The organism is Streptomyces iranensis (genome assembly GCF_017874715.1).
Taxonomy (GTDB): Bacteria; Actinomycetota; Actinomycetes; order Streptomycetales; family Streptomycetaceae; genus Streptomyces; species Streptomyces iranensis.
On the sequence record NZ_JAGGLR010000028.1, the window covers coordinates 37,081 to 52,542 of the forward strand.

Consider the following 15,462-nt stretch of genomic DNA (forward strand, 5'->3'; position numbering starts at 1 on the left):
GAGGGGGAGCGGGAGTCAGCCGGTCGGCCAGTCGAGGGCGATGTACTGCGTTTCCAGGAACGCCTCGATGCCCTCGCGGCCGCCCTCCCTGCCCAGACCCGACTGCTTGACGCCGCCGAAGGGCGCCGCCGGGTCGGAGAGCAGGCCACGGTTGAGGCCGACCATGCCGCTCTCCAGGCGTTCGGCGATACGCAGGGCTCGGGCCACGTCGCGCGAGTAGACGTACGAGGCGAGACCGTGCACCGTCGCGTTGGCGCGGGCCACCAGCTCGTCCTCGTCCGCGAAGGTGGCGAGGGGCGCGACCGGCCCGAAGACCTCCTCGTTCATGATCCGGGCGTCCTCGGGGACGTCCACCAGGACGGTCGCCGGATGGTAGCAGCCGGGGCCCTCGGGCACGCTGCCCCGCGCGGCGACCTTCGCGCCACGCCCGACCGCGTCGTCGACCAGGGAGCGGATGGACTCCACGGCGGTCCGGTTGATCATCGGGCCGAGGGTGACACCCTCCTCCAGACCCGCTCCGGCGCGTGCCGCGGTCATGGCCGCCGCGAACTTCCCGGTGAACTCGGCGGCCACCGACTGATGGACGTAGAACCGGTTGGCGGCGATGCAGACCTCGCCACCGCCCCGCATCTTGGCGTCCATCGCACCGTGCACCGCGGCGTCGACGTCGGCGTCCTCGCAGACGATGAAGGGGGCGTTGCCGCCCAGTTCCATGGTCACGTTGACGACGTTCGCCGCCGCCTGCTCCAGGAGTTTCCGGCCGGTGGCGGTGGAGCCGGTGAAGGAGAACTTGCGGACCCGCTCGTCACGCAGCCAGACGGAGACCACCTCGGGTGCGCGGTCGGTGGGCAGCACGTTCAGCAACCCGTCGGGCAGGCCCGCCTCGCTCATCAGGGCGGCGATCGCGAGGGCGGTGAGCGGGGTGTCCGGGGCCGGTTTGAGGAGCACCGGGCAGCCAGCCGCGAGCGCCGGGGCGATCTTCCGAGTGGCCATCGCGGCCGGGAAGTTCCAGGGGGTGACGAAGGCGGTGACGCCCACCGGATGCCTGCGTACGACGTGGCGGAAGCCGCCGCCGGGCGCGTCGCCGAACGACGAGCCGATCCGCACCGCCTCCTCGGCGAACCAGCGGAAGAACTCCGCCGCGTAACCGACCTCGGCCACCGCGTCCCGGTACGCCTTGCCGTTTTCCAGGACGATCAGGCGGGCGAGCGTGTCGGTGCGCTCGCGCATCAGCGCGAAGGCGCTGTGCAGCACCTCCGAGCGACGGCGCGGCGGCGTCGCCCGCCATCCGGCGGCGGCCTCCTGGGCCGCGTCGACCGCCGCCACGGCGTCGCCCGGACCCGCCGCGGACACCTCGCGGATCAGCTCCGCGGTGGCCGGGTCGTGCACGGGAAACGTCCGTCCGTCCTCGGCCGCACACCAGCGGCCGGCGATGAACACATCGCCTTCGGCGAACGGCGCCTTGACGAGGGTTTCTATGCCGGGGAGGTTCATGAGCTGCTCTTTTCTCCGTTCCGAACGAGGGCTGGTCCGGTTCGCGGTGAATTTACGAGCGCGTCATACGGCCGACAAGGCCGCTTCTCGGATCGCAATGGTGGTTGCTGTCAGGGCAACTCACCGCATACGACAGGGAGGGGACGGGCGGAGCAACCGGACTCGGCCGCCCTCAGGTGAGCCGTGCCCGGGGGAACGGGGTGTGCCGCGGCTCCCAGCCCAGCAGCGCGGAGACGCGCGCCGCCGCCTTGGCGGTGGTGCGGCCCGCCTGGTCCAGGCGGTCGCCGAGCCGGGACTTGGGTGCCGAGATGTTGATCGCCGCCACGACCCGTCCCCGGAAGTCGCGCACGGGCGCCGAGACTCCGACCAGACCGGCCTCGAACTCCTCGCTGACCCTCGCGTAGCCCTGGCGCGACGCCTTCTGGATCAGCGCCCACAGTTCGGGAATCGGCGGGGTGGAGGTGGTGCCGAAGCGGACGTACAGCTCATCGGGCGTGGCATCGGCCAGCAGCACCCGCCCGGCCGAGGTCTGCCACGCGGGCACTCCGCGCCCCTCCCAGCCATGGACGCGGAAGGAGTGTCCGGAGACCGAGAGCAGGGTGAGCACCTCGCGGTCGCTCAGGACACACAGATGGCTGGTCTCCTCCACGTCCGCCGACAGCGCGTGCATCACCGGCTCGGCCATGCGCACCAGCCGGTTCTGCGAGGTCCGCGCGACCAGCGAGAAGAGCCGCCAGCCCAGCCGGTACTCCAGGGTGTCGGGGTCCCGCTCCACGATCCCAGCGGCGGCCAGGGCCTTGAGGGCCCGCGAGACCTGGGTCTTCTCCCGGCCCACCAGCTGCGCCAGGCGTACGACGCCGAGTCCGCCCGCGTTCTGGGCCTCGTCGGAGGCGAGCGCCTCCAGCAGGTCGATGTCACGGCGCAGCCCGTGGCCGCGCGGGGCGGTGGTGTCTCCGGAGCCGGAGGACTCGGCTCGGGGGCCCGCACCGTGCGGATCGGAGGGGTCCTCGGGGCCGTCGGCGCCGCGAGGGGGGAGGTTCGTCACGCGCGCCATCCTAAGGGCGCGCCCCTGGGAACCCCCAGGTCAGCCGCCGGGTTGTCGGGAGAGCAACCGGCATTTCGATTCCGGCGGGTGCCTTGCGAGGGGGTGGCGGCGGTTCTAGATTCGCCGCATCGGACCGGATGAACTGCGGTGAATGCGAGGTTCATCCCCGTCGGTCCGCCGATTCCCCGCTCCCGGAGATCCAGGAGATCCCATGCCATCGCCTTTTGCCCCGACCGCCCTGATCGGCGAGTCCTTCGTCGGGGAGGGTGCCAACGCCGCGCACACGAACATCGTGATCGGACGCAAGGGCGGACCCGTCGAGACGGCCTGGGCCACGGCGCTGGCCACGCCCAGCGCCGGACACGTCCCGTTCCTGACGATCGTGCGGCCCTCGGTCCCGGTGAAGCCGCTGACGCTGTTCGTGACAAAGGCCGCCGCGGAAGGCGAGCTGCACCAGCGCGCCACGTGGGGCTCCGCCCAGGCCGGTCTGGCGCAGGGCGTCACGGACGCGGTCCGGGACGGTCTGCTGCCCGCCGAGGAGGCCGACGATCTGCTGATCATCGCCGCGATCTGGGTGAACCCGGCGGTCGACGACCTGGACGTGTCCTTCCGCAACCAGCGCTCCGCCGCGTACGGAGCGGTGCGGGCCGCGGTGAACGCCACCCCGACCGTGGCCGATGTCCTCGCGACCGCCGAGGAAGGCCCGGCCAACCCGTTCTACGCCCCCACCTCCGAGGCGCCGGCCCGATGAAGATCACGGACATCACCCTGGACCGGCTGCGGCTGGAGCTGGACCCGCCGTTCCGGGCCGCCTGGGACCCCGAGCCGCGGCGCCGCTTCGACGCCACGATCGTCCGCGTCCACACCGACGAGGGGATCACCGGCATCGGCTCCGGTGACCTCATGGACGGCTTCGACACCTATAAGCACCTGTTCGTCGGCGAGGACCCGCTCGACATCACCCGGCATGTCAGAGCCATCGAGACCGCCAACTTCCACGGCGCCCACTACTGGCCGCTGGAGGCGGCGCTGTGGGACATCATCGGCAAGGTCCACGGCCGCCCGGTGGCGGAGCTGTTCGGCAACGCGGCCAAGAAGCTGCCCGCCTACGCCTCCTGCGGTGAGCTCAAATCGCCCGAGGAGCGCGTGGCCACCGCGCTGAAGGTCCGCGAAGCGGGCTTCCGCGCGATGAAGATCCGCATCGACCGCAACCGGGTGGACGAGGGGATCGCCGCGGTCCGCGCGGTGCGCGAGGAGCTGGGCGCGGACTTCGAGATCATGGTGGATCTGAACCAGTCGTGGCGCATGGCGGGCGACACCGCGGGCGCCACCGACCTCGCCCGGACCCGCAAGATCATCGCGCGGCTGGCCGAACTCGATGTGTTCTGGGTCGAGGAGCCACTGCCCTACTGCGACGTGGCGGGCTTCAAGCGCCTGCGGGCGGAGAACCCCGGGGTGCGGATCGCCGCGGGCGAGATGCACCACTCCCCCACCGAGCTGCTGCGCTACCTCGAGGAGGACGCCCTCGACATCTACCAGATGGACGTGGTGCTGGCGATCGGCATGCACCGCGCCCGCACCCTGGCGGAAGTGGCACAGCTCAAGCACCGCCACTTCACCCCGCACAGCTGGACCAACGGCATCGGTGTGCTCGCCAACCTGCACGTGGCGGCGGGAGTCGGCGGCGGCCCGTACTTCGAGTTCCCCTACGACCCGCCCGGGTGGACCCCGGAGCGCCGGGACTTCATGCTCGCCGACCCGGTGCGGGTGGGCGGCGACGGCGACCTCGAAGTGCCCGCGAGGCCGGGCCTCGGCATCGAGCTGGACGAAGACGCGATCGACCGGTGGAGGATCACATGACGCACGGCATCGACGCCCTGCTCTCCCGTACGCACGACCAGTGGCTGGCCGCGGCCGACCAACTGACCTTCGAGACAAGGCCGTTCATCGACGGCCACTTCACCGACGCCCTCTCCGGCGACACCTTCACCAGCCACTCGCCGCGCGACGGCGCGACGCTCGCCAAGGTGCAGGCGGCCGGCGCCGAGGACGTGGACCGGGCCGTACGCAGCGCGCGCGGCGCCTTCGAGGACGGACGCTGGCGCGACCTCCCGCCCAAGGAGCGCAAGGGCGTCCTGCTGCGCTGGGCCGAGCTGATCCGGGGACACGCGGCGGAGCTGGCCCTCCTCGACACCCTGGAGATGGGCAAGCCGATCACCGAGTCCGTGCGGATCGACGTGGACAAGGCCGCCGAGACCATCGCCTGGTACGCCGAGGCCATCGACAAGACCTACGACGAGGTGGCACCGACCCCCGGGGACGCGCTCGCCCTGATCACCCGGGAGCCCCTGGGTGTCATCGGCGCGGTCATCCCGTGGAACTACGCGCTGCTCATCGCCAGTTGGAAGCTGGGCCCGGCCCTCGCCACCGGCAACAGCGTCGTGCTCAAGCCCGCCGAGCAGACGTCCCTGGCCGCCCTGCGGCTGGCCGCCCTCGCCTCCGAGGCTGGTCTGCCGGATGGGGTGTTCAACGTCGTCCCCGGGCGCGGCGAGGTCGCCGGACAGGCGCTGGGCCGCCACCCCGAGGTCGACAAGATCGCCTTCACGGGCTCGGTGGAGGTGGCCCGGCTCTTCCAGGTGTACGCGGGCGAGTCCAACGGAAAGCAGGTGGCCGTCGAGGCGGGTGGCAAGTCGCCCCAGCTCGTGCTGGCGGACGCCGACATCGAGGCCGCCGCGTCTGCCGTGGCATGGGGCATCTTCTACAACGCCGGGCAGACCTGCAACGCCGGTTCCCGCGTCGTGGTCCACGCCTCCGTCAAGGACCGGCTCCTGGACGCCGTGCGCCGGATCACCGAGGACACCTTCCGGATGGGTGACCCGCTCGACCCGGCCACCGTCATGGGCCCCCTGGTCGACGAGAACCAGCTGGCCTCGGTCCTCGGCCATATCGAGCGTGGCGTGGCGGACGGGGCGACCGTGGTGTTCGGAGGTGGCCGCACCCTCACCGAGTCGGGCGGCAGCTATGTCGAACCGACCGTTCTGGACGGGGTGGTGAACACCTCCGCCGTCGCCCAGCGGGAGATCTTCGGCCCGGTCCTGGCCGTCGTCACCTACGACGGCGACGCCGACGAGGGGATCCGGCTGGCCAACGAGAGCGACTACGGGCTCGTCGCCTCCGTATGGACCCGTGACGTGGCCGTCGCCCACCGCGCCGCCAAGCGGCTGCGGGCCGGGACGGTCTGGATCAACACCTTCGACGCCAGTGATGTCGTCACCCCCTTCGGCGGCTTCAAGGCCACCGGCGCGGGCCGTGACAAGTCCCTGCACGCTTGGGACGCGTACACCGCTCTGAAGACCACCTGGGTCAACCTGGCCTGAACCGGACACGGTTCCCGGCCGCCTCCACAACGCCCCTCTCCCTTTACTTTCTCTTCTCACCACAGCGAGGACAACGATGAGGATCGGTTTCATCGGCCTGGGCAACATGGGCCGCCACATGGCCCGCCATCTGATCCAGGCGGGTCACCAGGTCACCGTGCAGGACATCCGCCCCGAGGCCGCCGCGGAGCATCTCGCGCTCGGCGCCGCATGGGCCGACACGCCCGCCGCCTGCGCGGACGGCGTGGAACTCCTGATCACCAGCCTGCCGACGCCGCGTGTCGTGGAGGACGTCCTGCTGCGGGGCGGCGCCGCCGCGGCCCTGGCGCCGGGAGCCCTGTGGGTCGACATGTCGACCTCGACCCCGGCGGCCGCCGAGCGGATCGCCGCCGAGGTGCTGGACGCCCGGCAGGTGCGCCGGCTCGACGCGCCCGTCTGCGGGATGTCGCACGGCGCCGACTCCGGCACCCTGCAGATATTCGTCGGCGGTGCCGAGGAGGACTTCCGGGCCGCGCTGCCCGCGCTGGAGGCGATGGGCGACCCCAAGCGCATCCTGCACGTCGGCCCGCTCGGCGCCGGTTACACGGTCAAGCTGCTGCTCAACCTGTTGTGGTTCAGCAAGCTCGTGGCCACGTCGGAGGTGTTCGCGATGGGCGCCAAGGCGGGCGTCGACCTCGGACTGCTGCGTGATTCCCTGCTCAAGAGCTCCGCCGCGTCCTACTTCCTGGAGCACGACTTCATCCGCGTCCTCACCGAGGGCGACTACGACGACTCCTTCGCCATGGTCCTCGCCTGCAAGGACCTCGGCCTCGCCATCGACCTCGGCCGCGACCTCGGCGTGCCCACCGAGCTGTCGGCGGTGGTCGAGCAGATCTTCCGCCGCTCCAGGACCGAGCACGGCGATCTCGCGGGCGAGATGAGTCCCGTCCGCCTCTACGAGGCCCTCGCCGGGCAGGAGTTCCGGCTGGCCGTCCAGGCCACCGCGCCGGTGGGCGCGACCGTCGCGGGCTGACGACGAGCGAACGCCACCCCGCACCACGACGTCAGGAGCCGCACCCATGACCTCTTCCGGGCCCGGCGGACCCACACCGCTGAGCATCGACCCCACCTGCCGCATCGAGTTCGGCCCCGGCCGCATCGACCGGCTCCCCGCCCTGATCGCGGCAACCGGCCACGATCGCGCCTTCGTCGTCACCGACCACGGTCTGCGCGCCGCGGGTGTCCTCGAGCCGGTCCTCAAGGCCCTCGAAGCCGCCGGTCTTGAGCACGCCGTCTACGACGAAGTGGCGCCCAACCCGTCCACCGCCAACGTCGACGCAGGTGCCGCACGGGCCCGTACGTTCGGCACCGCCGCGGTCGTCGCCCTCGGCGGGGGCTCCGTACTCGACGCGGCGAAGGGCATCGCCCTGCTGGTCGGCAACCCGAGCGCCGCGGCCGCCGACGCCGACGACCTCTGGGAGGCGGGCGACGGGCTACCGCTCGTCGCGATCCCCACCACCTCCGGCACCGGCGCGGAGACCAACGGCTTCGGGGTCATCGAGGACACCGCCGCCTGCCGCAAGGTGTACATCGGCCACGCTTCGGTGAAGCCGCGCGTCGCGCTGCTCGACCCGGAGCTCACCCTGGGCCTGCCCGCGCCGGCCACCGCCGCCACCGGCATCGACGCCCTTGTGCACGGCATCGAGTCGCTCGCCTCGCGCGGCGCGAACCCGATCTCCACCGCCTATGCCACGCAGGCCGTGGCCATGGTCAGCCGAGCCCTGCCCGCCGCGTACCGGAACGGCTCGGACCTCGAAGCCCGCGCCGAGCTGATGCTGGGTGCCCATCTCGCGGGCCAGGCACTCACCCTCTCCGGGCTCGGGCTCGTGCACGGCATCGGCCATGTGCTGACCGCGCACACCGGCACACCCCACGGCGTGGCCCTCGCCGCCGTCCTCGAGGAGGTGATGGAGTTCAACGCTCCCGCCGCACAGGGCGCCTATGAACAGGTGGCGCGGGCCATGCGCCTCGCACCACCCGCCGACGGTGACTGGGCGCGGGCGGCCATCGACGGGGTACGCGAGATCGCGGGCGCAGTCGAGGTGAAACGCCCCCTGAGGACGCTCGGCGCCGACCGCGCCATGCTGCCCTCCATCGCCGCCGGGGCGGTGGCGGACCCGGTGACGAAGAACAATCCGCTCTCGCCCGATCCGGCGCGGGTCCTGAACATCCTCACCACCACATACTGATCGCCACCGCCACACACCCACGCGGAACGCGCTAGTGGTGCCAGCCGTGCCCGCCCGCGTTGTGGATGAAGCGCTGCAGCACCTTCATGGTCGTCAGGTACTCCTGGTCGGAGATGCCCGCGTGCCGTTCCGCCCACAGCTCGCCCTGGAGGGCCGCGGCCTTGTCGTACAAGGCCCGGCCCTCCTCCGTGATGCCCAGGCGTCCCTCGGCGTCCTCGGTGATCCAGCCCAGGGCGATGGTCCGGTCGATCTCCGCCTCCATGACCTCCGGACCGGCATCGAGATAGTTGCGGAGCAGGCCGGACACCTCACCGCGGGTCTTGACGGTGTCGGCGCGTGCGACCTGTGCGATGACCCACCACTGTGGCTGGGTGACGCCGACCCCGGCGAGAGCGGCCTGGATGCGGCTGACCACGGCCTTGTACGCCGCCCAACTCCAGTAGCCGATGGGCTGCTTGATCAGCTCGGCGTCGCTGTGGGAATACTCCATGGCCGGTCCCTCCGTCGTTGCGTGAACTCGATTGACGATGGGATCGACGGTAGAAGTTAAACTTAGGTTGAAGTCAAGGTGCCGCCTGGCGGTGGCGGTCGGTCAGCGGTCGGCCGTCAGCAGGCGGACGCGGCCCGTGCCGGGCAGGGCCGGGTCGAACGCCGGAGGGACGGGCCGGGCGTGGCGCTCCGCAAGGTCGGTGAGGGTCTCTTCCGCGGCGCTCCAGCCGTGGTCCGCGAGCCAATTCGCGGGAGGCTGCGTCATCTCGTTCTTCCACAGCGAGGACAGCATGCCCATGATGCCCTCCGGTGAGGCGGACGCCGCCTCCTGGGCCTGGTCGGTGTTCACCATCGACCGGGTGACATGTTCCACCCCGAGGTGGCTGCCCGGCGCGGACAGCGCGGTGATCCGGTCGAGCAGCCGGTCCGCGTCGCGCTCGGGCAGGTAGACGAGTATCCCCTCGACCAGCCAGGCCGTCGGCACGTCCGCGCGGAAGCCCTGCTTCGCCAGCAGCGAGGGCCAGTCCTCGCGTAGATCGGCGGCGATCACCTCGCGCTCACAGCGTGGCTCCTCGCCCTGGAGGACGTGTTCCTTGAAGTCGAGCACATCGGGCTGGTCCAGCTCGAAGAGACGTGTCCCGTCCGGCCAGTGCAGACGGAAGGCACGGGTGTCCAGGCCCGCCGCGAGCAGGACCGCCTGGCGGCAGCCGGCCGTGCACGCCTGGATGAAGTAGTCGTCGAAGTACCGGGTGCGCAGGGCGAAGTAGTCGCCCATGGCCTCGGTGAACAGCTTTCCCTGCCCCTCGGTCCAGACCGCCTGTTGCTCGGGGCCCGCGGCGTCGGCGAAACGCGTGGCCAGGGTGTCCTCGAACAGCCGGTCCGGGCGCCGGCTCTCGTCCGCGCGGGTGATGCCCACGAACAGCGCGGTGCTGCTGACCCCCGCCAGGCGCTCGTGTCCGTCGGTCACGTGGTCCTCCGCTTCGTGTGGTCGTCTCGCATGTCTTCTCTCCTGTTCATGAGCGTGCCGCTCCCGTCTCCCGTTCATGAGCGTGCCGCTCGCGCTCACGCGCGGGTCCCGCCTGTTCCTGAGGCGGTGCGCTCGCGGTACGCCTCGCGGTCGAAGCGGACGCCGCCGCGCCAGATCGCCTCGATCGACCGGGTGTGAGTGATGTCCTGCGTGGGATCGCCCTCGACGAGGACGAGGTCCGCGCGCCGACCCGGCGCGATCAACCCGCGGTCGGAGAGGCCGAAGTGCGCGGCGGGCGCCGAGGTCGCCGCCGTGAGCGCCTCCGCCGGTGTCAGTCCGGCCTCCACGAGGAGGGCCAGCTCGGTGTGGAGACTGGCGCCGTGGACGACCGGGCAGGCGCGGTCCGGCCGGTAGTTGGTGTCGGTCCCCGCCAGCACCGGCACTCCTGCCCGGTGCAGACGGGCCACGCTCGCCAGGGCGTGGGTGAAGTGGTGCTCGGAGGACTCCTTCTCCACGCAGAGGCCCTCGTGGCCTTCCGCGATCGCGGTACGGGCGTGATCCGGGAGGTAGCCGACGACCCGCGGATCGTCCGCCAGCGCTCGTCCCGTACGGGACCGGGAGGGGGTCTCCGGGGCGGACGCCTCCAGCATGGCCAGGGTGGGGATGGCGACCCGCTTCCCGTCCGCGGTCCGGCTGACGAACGCGTCGTCCAGCGCCGCTTCCAGTGGAAGGTGCGTCAGCATGTCCACTCCGCTGTCCAGGGCGAGTCGCGCGGACCACCCGGCGGACACATGGGCCACGGTGAGCAGTCCACGGCGGTGCGCGGCGTCGGCGAGCGCCGTCACGGTCGCCCGGTCCAGGGCGGGCAGCGACATCCCGTGGTTCGCCCCGTCATCCACGATGATCTTGATGAAGTGTGCGCCCTCCGCCTGCCGCGCGGCCACGAACGCGTCGGCCTCATCCGGCCCGGCCACCGTCGGCAGCAGCGGCATGGCATGCCCGGGGTGCCCTCCGGGCGCGCTTGCCACCAGCCCCGAGCTGCGCATATCGGCGAGGTCGGCACGCTCGCCCGCCGCCGTGCACAGGGCCTGGGTGAGCTCCGGCGGGCCCATGAACATATCCAGCTCGGTCGTCACACCGAAGGCCAGCGCCAGTTCGAGATTGCTCTCGGCGCCGAACACATGCGTATGCGCGTCGATCAGGCCGGGCAGCAGCGTCAGACCCGTTCCGTCGATCACCTCGGCCGACGCCGACGCCGACGCCGACGCCGACGCCGGCGCCGGCGCATCCGAAGCCGCGGCGGGCTCCGTCAGGACGCGTGTGATGACCCCGTCGGCGAACTCCACCGCCCCGGGGCCCAGCATCGCTGTCCCGTCGAAGATCCGCACCTTGTCGATGATCACCGGCCGCACCTCTCTCACCGTCCGATCGCGATCGCTGTGGAGCCGTAGAAACACAGCAGGTTGAAGAAGAGCACAAAGCCCATCGCCGGGAGCATCAGCCCGGATGGCTGTCTGCGCACGAGGAAGCGCCAGGCGCCGAGCGCGGGGAAGACGACGCTCAGCGCAGGCAGCAGGCCCCGCGTCCCGAAGAGCAGGAGCCCGAGTGCCACCGCGCCCACGGCGAGAGCGAGAGACACGGCCGCGCTGCCGCGCGGGCCGAGCACCTCCGAGTACAGCCGTGCCTCCGGGTCCCGCCGCCACTCGGTCTTCCGGGCGAACTCGAACTGGAGGAAGGCGCAGGCGAACATGGCCATCAGCGGGACGGCCCGCCCGTCACCGTCGATCGCGTCGCTGGTCAGCAGCGAGACATAGAGGTAGCCGGAGAGCAGCAGCTGCACCGGGTAGCTGACGAGGAGATTGGCGATGAGGGCCTCGCCGATCCGCGGCGACCAGCGCTCCAGCGCGACCAGGAACACGGTGTATCCGAGGGCGAGCAGGATCAGCAGCACGGAGAGGGCCGAGACGAGTGCGTTCAGCGCGACGACGAGCACCGTGATCAGCGCCATCGCGCCGCGCAGCTCCGCCACCGTGATGGCGCCCGTCACCAGGGGCCGGTCCGGGTTGTGCCGGCGGTCGTACTCCAGGTCCTTCTGCTCATCGACCATGCGGGCGAACAGCAGGGCCAGCACCACACTCACCGCGCGCACCACGGTCGCCCCGGAGGGCGTCCAGTGCGAGGAGGGCCCGGAGAGTGCCTCGGCCGAGCCTTCCAGGGTCAGGGTCCACAGCACGCCGTAGGTGACGTAGATCTGCGGGCGGAACATCCGCAGGACGAAACGGCCCAGCCGGGCCGGTACGCGGGTGGCGGTCAGGACATCGCTCAACGCCGCCACCGTCTCCCGGACATGGGACGGTCGGGCGTGCCGGGGGCGGGGGTCATATCGGCCGCGCTTCCGCGGGTGCCGGGGTGAGGCGCAGCTCGCCGTCGGCGATGGTGTGTCCGGCCTGCTTCATGGCGCAGCGCAGAACGGCGCTCGTCCCGTCGTCCTCCACCCGGACGCTCTCACAGGTGATGGGCAGGTCCAGCTCGCCGAAGCCGGTGAAGCGCGCCTTCAGCCCCGTGAGGACGGCCGACGCCGACGGCAGCGCCCCGGTTTCCACGGCGGTGGCGAGGCTCAGCTGCCGGAACGCCTCAAGGGTCAGCATGCCGGGGACATGGTCCAGGGGGTGGTCGAACAGCACGGGGTGGCCGGTGTCCACGAGCAGCCGCGCGGTCCCCATCTCCGCGGTGCCGGGGGCGAGTTGGAGCTCCAGCGGGGAGATGACCACGTTCGCCGCGTCCCTGCGGTCGACCAGCGCCTCCCCGATCCGCTCCCCCGGCTCACAGGCCGTGAACGTGGCCTGGACGGGCAGCCCCAGCGTGGCACGCACGTCCTCACGCGTCGCTTGCCACTGGGCGGGCGTCAGCCACGACATGGAGCCATCCAGCGTCGCCACCACGCGGTCACCGATCAGCGCGGTGTAGGACAGCCGCGCCCCCTTCAGTCCCTCGCGGCCACGGAAGCGGCGCACGATGCGGCAGCGCAGCACCACCTCGGTCGGTACGTCCGCTACCGCGAGCGCGGTGATGTCCGCGTCGCGCAGGGCGATGTCCCGCAGGATGAACTTGGTGCCGAACGGGTTCTCGAACAGATCGTGGCCCAGCATGAGGAGCGACTGCCGGACGGCCTCCACCAGGACCATCGGGTCGTACACGTGGCGGCAGCCCGCCGTGTCCCGGTAGAAGGCGTGTGAGCGGGGTATCTGCACCCCGATGTCGAGGGTGTCCTCGTCCCGGGCCAGCACGCCGGTCAGGAACACCTCGGCCAGGCTCAGCCGGTGGACGAGCTCACGCGGCACCGTCCGGCTGAATTCCACCGTGTCCATGCTTTCCCCTCTGTGTTACCGAACCGCCGACCGCGCCAGGTGGTGCTGCCAGTCGGACACGCTGACTCCACCGAGCACGGGGGCCAGCCCCTTGCGCTTCATGGGCAGGACATGGGAGCCGACGATCACCGTGTCCCAGGCGTCGAACGACAGCCCGGCCCGCCAGACGGCTTCGATCAGCCGCCGGTAGCCCTCCCGGTCCCGGGCGGCGAGCCGGGCCGCGCGCAGCTCGTCCCGGACGGCGCCGGGGGCCAGGGATTCCGCCGCCTCCTCCACGGCCCGCCTGAGCCGTTCCGCGGCCGGTTCGAAGGAGAGGTCCCGCTCGGGCACCTCGGCGTGCAACCGCTCGCCGAGCTCACGCGCGCGGGCCGACTGGTCCTCGCCCGCCAGCGCGGAGGCGTAGACCCGCTGTCGGAGCGCGGCACCGAAGTGGATGCCCAACTCCCTTGCCACATCGGCGGGTTCGTCGGGGGTGTGGACGAGGTTCAGCAGATAGCTGTAGCGGCCGGTCGCGTAGCGGAGCTGGCCGGGAACCCGGGCCAGCGGATCGGTCGGGCCCTTCCGCTCGGTCAGGACGACCGACGCGGGTACGCTCGGCGGGGCCTCGGCCCCGTCGGCGTCCCGGCGCACCACGAGCACCACCGAGTCGCAGGTGTCGGTGAACAGATCGGCGAGACGGCGGCGCTCCGGTGTGGCCAGGTTCCACTGGAAGTACCACAGCGCCCGCACGGTGTTGGGGGTGAGCCGGGTGCGTTCCGCGGCCACGATCCGGAAGCCCTCCCGGGCCAGCCAGTCGACGGTCGTCGGCAACTGCCTGCTGACCACGGCGTCGGGCTTGAGTAGCAGTGCGGCGTGCCGGTGGAGGAAGCCGTCGACGTCGGCGGTGAGGGTGGCGAGCTGTTCGGCGCTCTCCAGGAACCAGGTGTCCGAGCCGAAGAGGACGCGCTTGCGCGGATCGCAGCTGAGGGCCGGGGATATGTCGTCGCCGAAGGGCCGGCCGTTCGTCGTGTCGTCGGTCATCGGCCGGCTCCGTTCACATCGCTCGCGGTCGGGCCGGTCGCGTTCGCCGCGGAGGTCGCGTCCGGGCCCGTTATGTTCAGCCGGGCGAGCACCTCGGTGGCATCGGCGGGCGGTGCGCCCAGGTAGCCCGTCTCCAGGCAGTGGTCGATCAGCGCGCGCAGGAAGTCCTGCCCGTCCGCCGGTGGCCTGCGGGTGGCCAGGCCCGCCGTGTGGGAGTCGTCGAAGCGCATCCGGCGCCGGAAGTAGCTCTCGTAGAGCGTCATGACACGCTCGTAGTACGCCCGCTCCCGCCGGGGCAGCCGCTGGGCGTCGAAGCTCGTCGGAGGGACGAACCTCGGCACGTGGAACGGCGGGTACTCGGCCATCACATCGGAGAAGTCCCGCAGCGTCAGCGGTGTGCCCACCGCGTGGAAGGTCCGGCCCGCCGCCTCCTCGAACCGGTGGGTGACCTCGGTGATGATGTCCGCCACATAGTCCACGGGCACCAGGTCGAGGCGCGCCTCGTACTGGCCGGGGATGGAGCGGACCTTGCCCTCGGTGGCGAGCTTGAGCACGACGTAGATGTTCTTGTAGTCGCGCACCACGCCGGTGCGCTCGTCGCCGACGACGATGCTGGGGCGGACGATCGCGGCCCGCACCCCGTCGGCCTGGGCCTTGTGCACCAGGGTCTCGGCCCGGAACTTGCTGTCCTCGTAGGCGTTGGCGAGGCGCTGCCCCTCGTCCAGCTCCGTCTCGCGGATCAGCCCGTCGCGCTCACCGCACACATAGGCGGTTCCCACGTGTACGAGAGGCACGCCCGCGGCGCGGGCCAGCTCCAGGACGTGGACCGTGCCGTCGACGTTGACCGCCTGGTAGACCTCGTCGGGGAGGCCGAAGTCGGTGATCGCGGCGCAGTGCACGATGCGGTCGAGGCCGTCCGCGGCCAGCGCCTGGTACGCGGCCTCGGGCAGGCCGAGCCGGGGCTTGGTCACATCGCCCGACAGGCGGGTGACGGCGTCCGGCTCCAGCGGGGTCCCGTCGTTGCGTACGACCACCGGCTGGTTGTGGACCAGGGCGGTGACCTGGTGCCCGGCCGCCACCAGCCGGGCGGTGACCTCCGCGCCGACCAGTCCGGCCGCGCCGGTCACCAGAATCCTCAAGCGCTCCGTCATCGGCCCGCCTCCGCCTGCCGTGCCTCGGTCTCTCGCCATGCCTCGGTCTCTCGCCGTGCTTCTGTCACCAGGCGGACGATGTCGCCGAGCGTGGTGACCGTGGCGGTCCGCTCCTGAGCTAGCTCCCCGAGCCCGAAGCCCTCCTCCAGCGCCAGCGTCAGTTCGATGAGCCGGAGCGAGTCATAGGCCAGATCCGCGATGAGCGCGGTGTCGTCGGCCAGGGTGGCACCCCTCGCGGGCGCCATCGCGCCGACGATCGCGTACACCCTGCTCCGCGTCTCGTCCTCGTTCAGCGATGGTGTGCTGGTGCTTGACGTCAACGT

General features: G+C 71.5%; 15 protein-coding genes. 5 read left to right on the forward strand and 10 right to left on the reverse strand.

Annotation, left to right across the window (positions count from 1 at the left end):
- Positions 1-15: 15 nt before the first annotated feature.
- Together J2Z30_RS39925 and J2Z30_RS39930 are read right to left on the reverse strand one after the other, a co-directional pair.
- Positions 16-1,494: an NAD-dependent succinate-semialdehyde dehydrogenase gene (locus J2Z30_RS39925; RefSeq protein ID WP_044567177.1), complete on the reverse strand. Its 1,479-nt coding sequence runs from the start codon at positions 1,492-1,494 to the stop codon at positions 16-18.
- Positions 1,495-1,666: 172 nt separating this feature from the next.
- Positions 1,667-2,539 carry an IclR family transcriptional regulator gene (locus J2Z30_RS39930; protein WP_209469034.1) on the reverse strand — a complete coding sequence of 291 codons (873 nt, stop codon included), beginning with the start codon at positions 2,537-2,539 and terminating at the stop codon, positions 1,667-1,669.
- A 211-nt stretch (positions 2,540-2,750) separates the two neighbouring features.
- Here J2Z30_RS39930 and fae point away from each other — a divergent pair, with 211 nt between their 5' ends.
- The 5 genes from fae to J2Z30_RS39955 all read left to right on the forward strand — a co-directional run bounded on the left by fae (position 2,751) and on the right by J2Z30_RS39955 (position 8,144).
- The gene (fae, locus tag J2Z30_RS39935) at positions 2,751-3,290 is read left to right on the forward strand and encodes a formaldehyde-activating enzyme (protein ID WP_044567178.1); all 540 of its coding nucleotides are present in this window, start codon (positions 2,751-2,753) and stop codon (positions 3,288-3,290) included.
- Complete coding sequence (locus J2Z30_RS39940; protein WP_044567179.1) at positions 3,287-4,399, forward strand: mandelate racemase/muconate lactonizing enzyme family protein; 1,113 nt, start codon at positions 3,287-3,289, stop codon at positions 4,397-4,399. The genes fae and J2Z30_RS39940 overlap by 4 nt, the downstream gene beginning before the upstream one ends.
- Positions 4,396-5,916, forward strand: coding sequence for an aldehyde dehydrogenase (locus J2Z30_RS39945; protein ID WP_044567180.1), 1,521 nt, complete (start codon positions 4,396-4,398; stop codon positions 5,914-5,916). Before J2Z30_RS39940 ends, J2Z30_RS39945 begins: the two co-directional genes overlap by 4 nt.
- 76 nt (positions 5,917-5,992) lie before the next feature.
- The gene (locus tag J2Z30_RS39950) at positions 5,993-6,928 is read left to right on the forward strand and encodes an NAD(P)-dependent oxidoreductase (protein ID WP_044567182.1); all 936 of its coding nucleotides are present in this window, start codon (positions 5,993-5,995) and stop codon (positions 6,926-6,928) included.
- A 46-nt stretch (positions 6,929-6,974) separates the two neighbouring features.
- Positions 6,975-8,144, forward strand: coding sequence for an iron-containing alcohol dehydrogenase family protein (locus J2Z30_RS39955; RefSeq protein ID WP_044567183.1), 1,170 nt, complete (start codon positions 6,975-6,977; stop codon positions 8,142-8,144).
- Between the two features lie 31 nt (positions 8,145-8,175).
- Here J2Z30_RS39955 and J2Z30_RS39960 read toward each other — a convergent pair whose 3' ends face one another.
- The 8 genes from J2Z30_RS39960 to J2Z30_RS39995 all read right to left on the reverse strand — a co-directional run bounded on the left by J2Z30_RS39960 (position 8,176) and on the right by J2Z30_RS39995 (position 15,459).
- Positions 8,176-8,634, reverse strand: a complete 459-nt coding sequence (locus J2Z30_RS39960; RefSeq protein ID WP_044567184.1) for a MarR family winged helix-turn-helix transcriptional regulator — start codon at positions 8,632-8,634, stop codon at positions 8,176-8,178.
- Positions 8,635-8,736: 102 nt separating this feature from the next.
- Positions 8,737-9,600 (reverse strand): SAM-dependent methyltransferase, encoded by an 864-nt coding sequence (locus J2Z30_RS39965; RefSeq protein WP_044567185.1) that lies wholly within the window; start codon positions 9,598-9,600, stop codon positions 8,737-8,739.
- Positions 9,601-9,695: 95 nt separating this feature from the next.
- On the reverse strand, positions 9,696-11,003 hold the full coding sequence (locus tag J2Z30_RS39970) for an amidohydrolase family protein (protein ID WP_372453383.1): 1,308 nt from the start codon (positions 11,001-11,003) through the stop codon (positions 9,696-9,698).
- Positions 11,004-11,017: 14 nt separating this feature from the next.
- The gene (locus J2Z30_RS39975) at positions 11,018-11,926 is read right to left on the reverse strand and encodes a UbiA family prenyltransferase (protein WP_044580776.1); all 909 of its coding nucleotides are present in this window, start codon (positions 11,924-11,926) and stop codon (positions 11,018-11,020) included.
- Between the two features lie 52 nt (positions 11,927-11,978).
- Positions 11,979-12,968: a ScbA/BarX family gamma-butyrolactone biosynthesis protein gene (locus J2Z30_RS39980; RefSeq protein WP_044567186.1), complete on the reverse strand. Its 990-nt coding sequence runs from the start codon at positions 12,966-12,968 to the stop codon at positions 11,979-11,981.
- A 15-nt stretch (positions 12,969-12,983) separates the two neighbouring features.
- Complete coding sequence (locus J2Z30_RS39985; protein WP_044567187.1) at positions 12,984-13,988, reverse strand: nucleoside-diphosphate kinase; 1,005 nt, start codon at positions 13,986-13,988, stop codon at positions 12,984-12,986.
- A complete protein-coding gene (locus tag J2Z30_RS39990) occupies positions 13,985-15,139 on the reverse strand; it encodes an SDR family oxidoreductase (protein ID WP_044567188.1) in 1,155 nt (384 codons plus the stop codon). The genes J2Z30_RS39985 and J2Z30_RS39990 overlap by 4 nt, the downstream gene beginning before the upstream one ends.
- Complete coding sequence (locus J2Z30_RS39995; RefSeq protein ID WP_209469035.1) at positions 15,136-15,459, reverse strand: acyl carrier protein; 324 nt, start codon at positions 15,457-15,459, stop codon at positions 15,136-15,138. The genes J2Z30_RS39990 and J2Z30_RS39995 overlap by 4 nt, the downstream gene beginning before the upstream one ends.
- Positions 15,460-15,462: the final 3 nt, after the last annotated feature.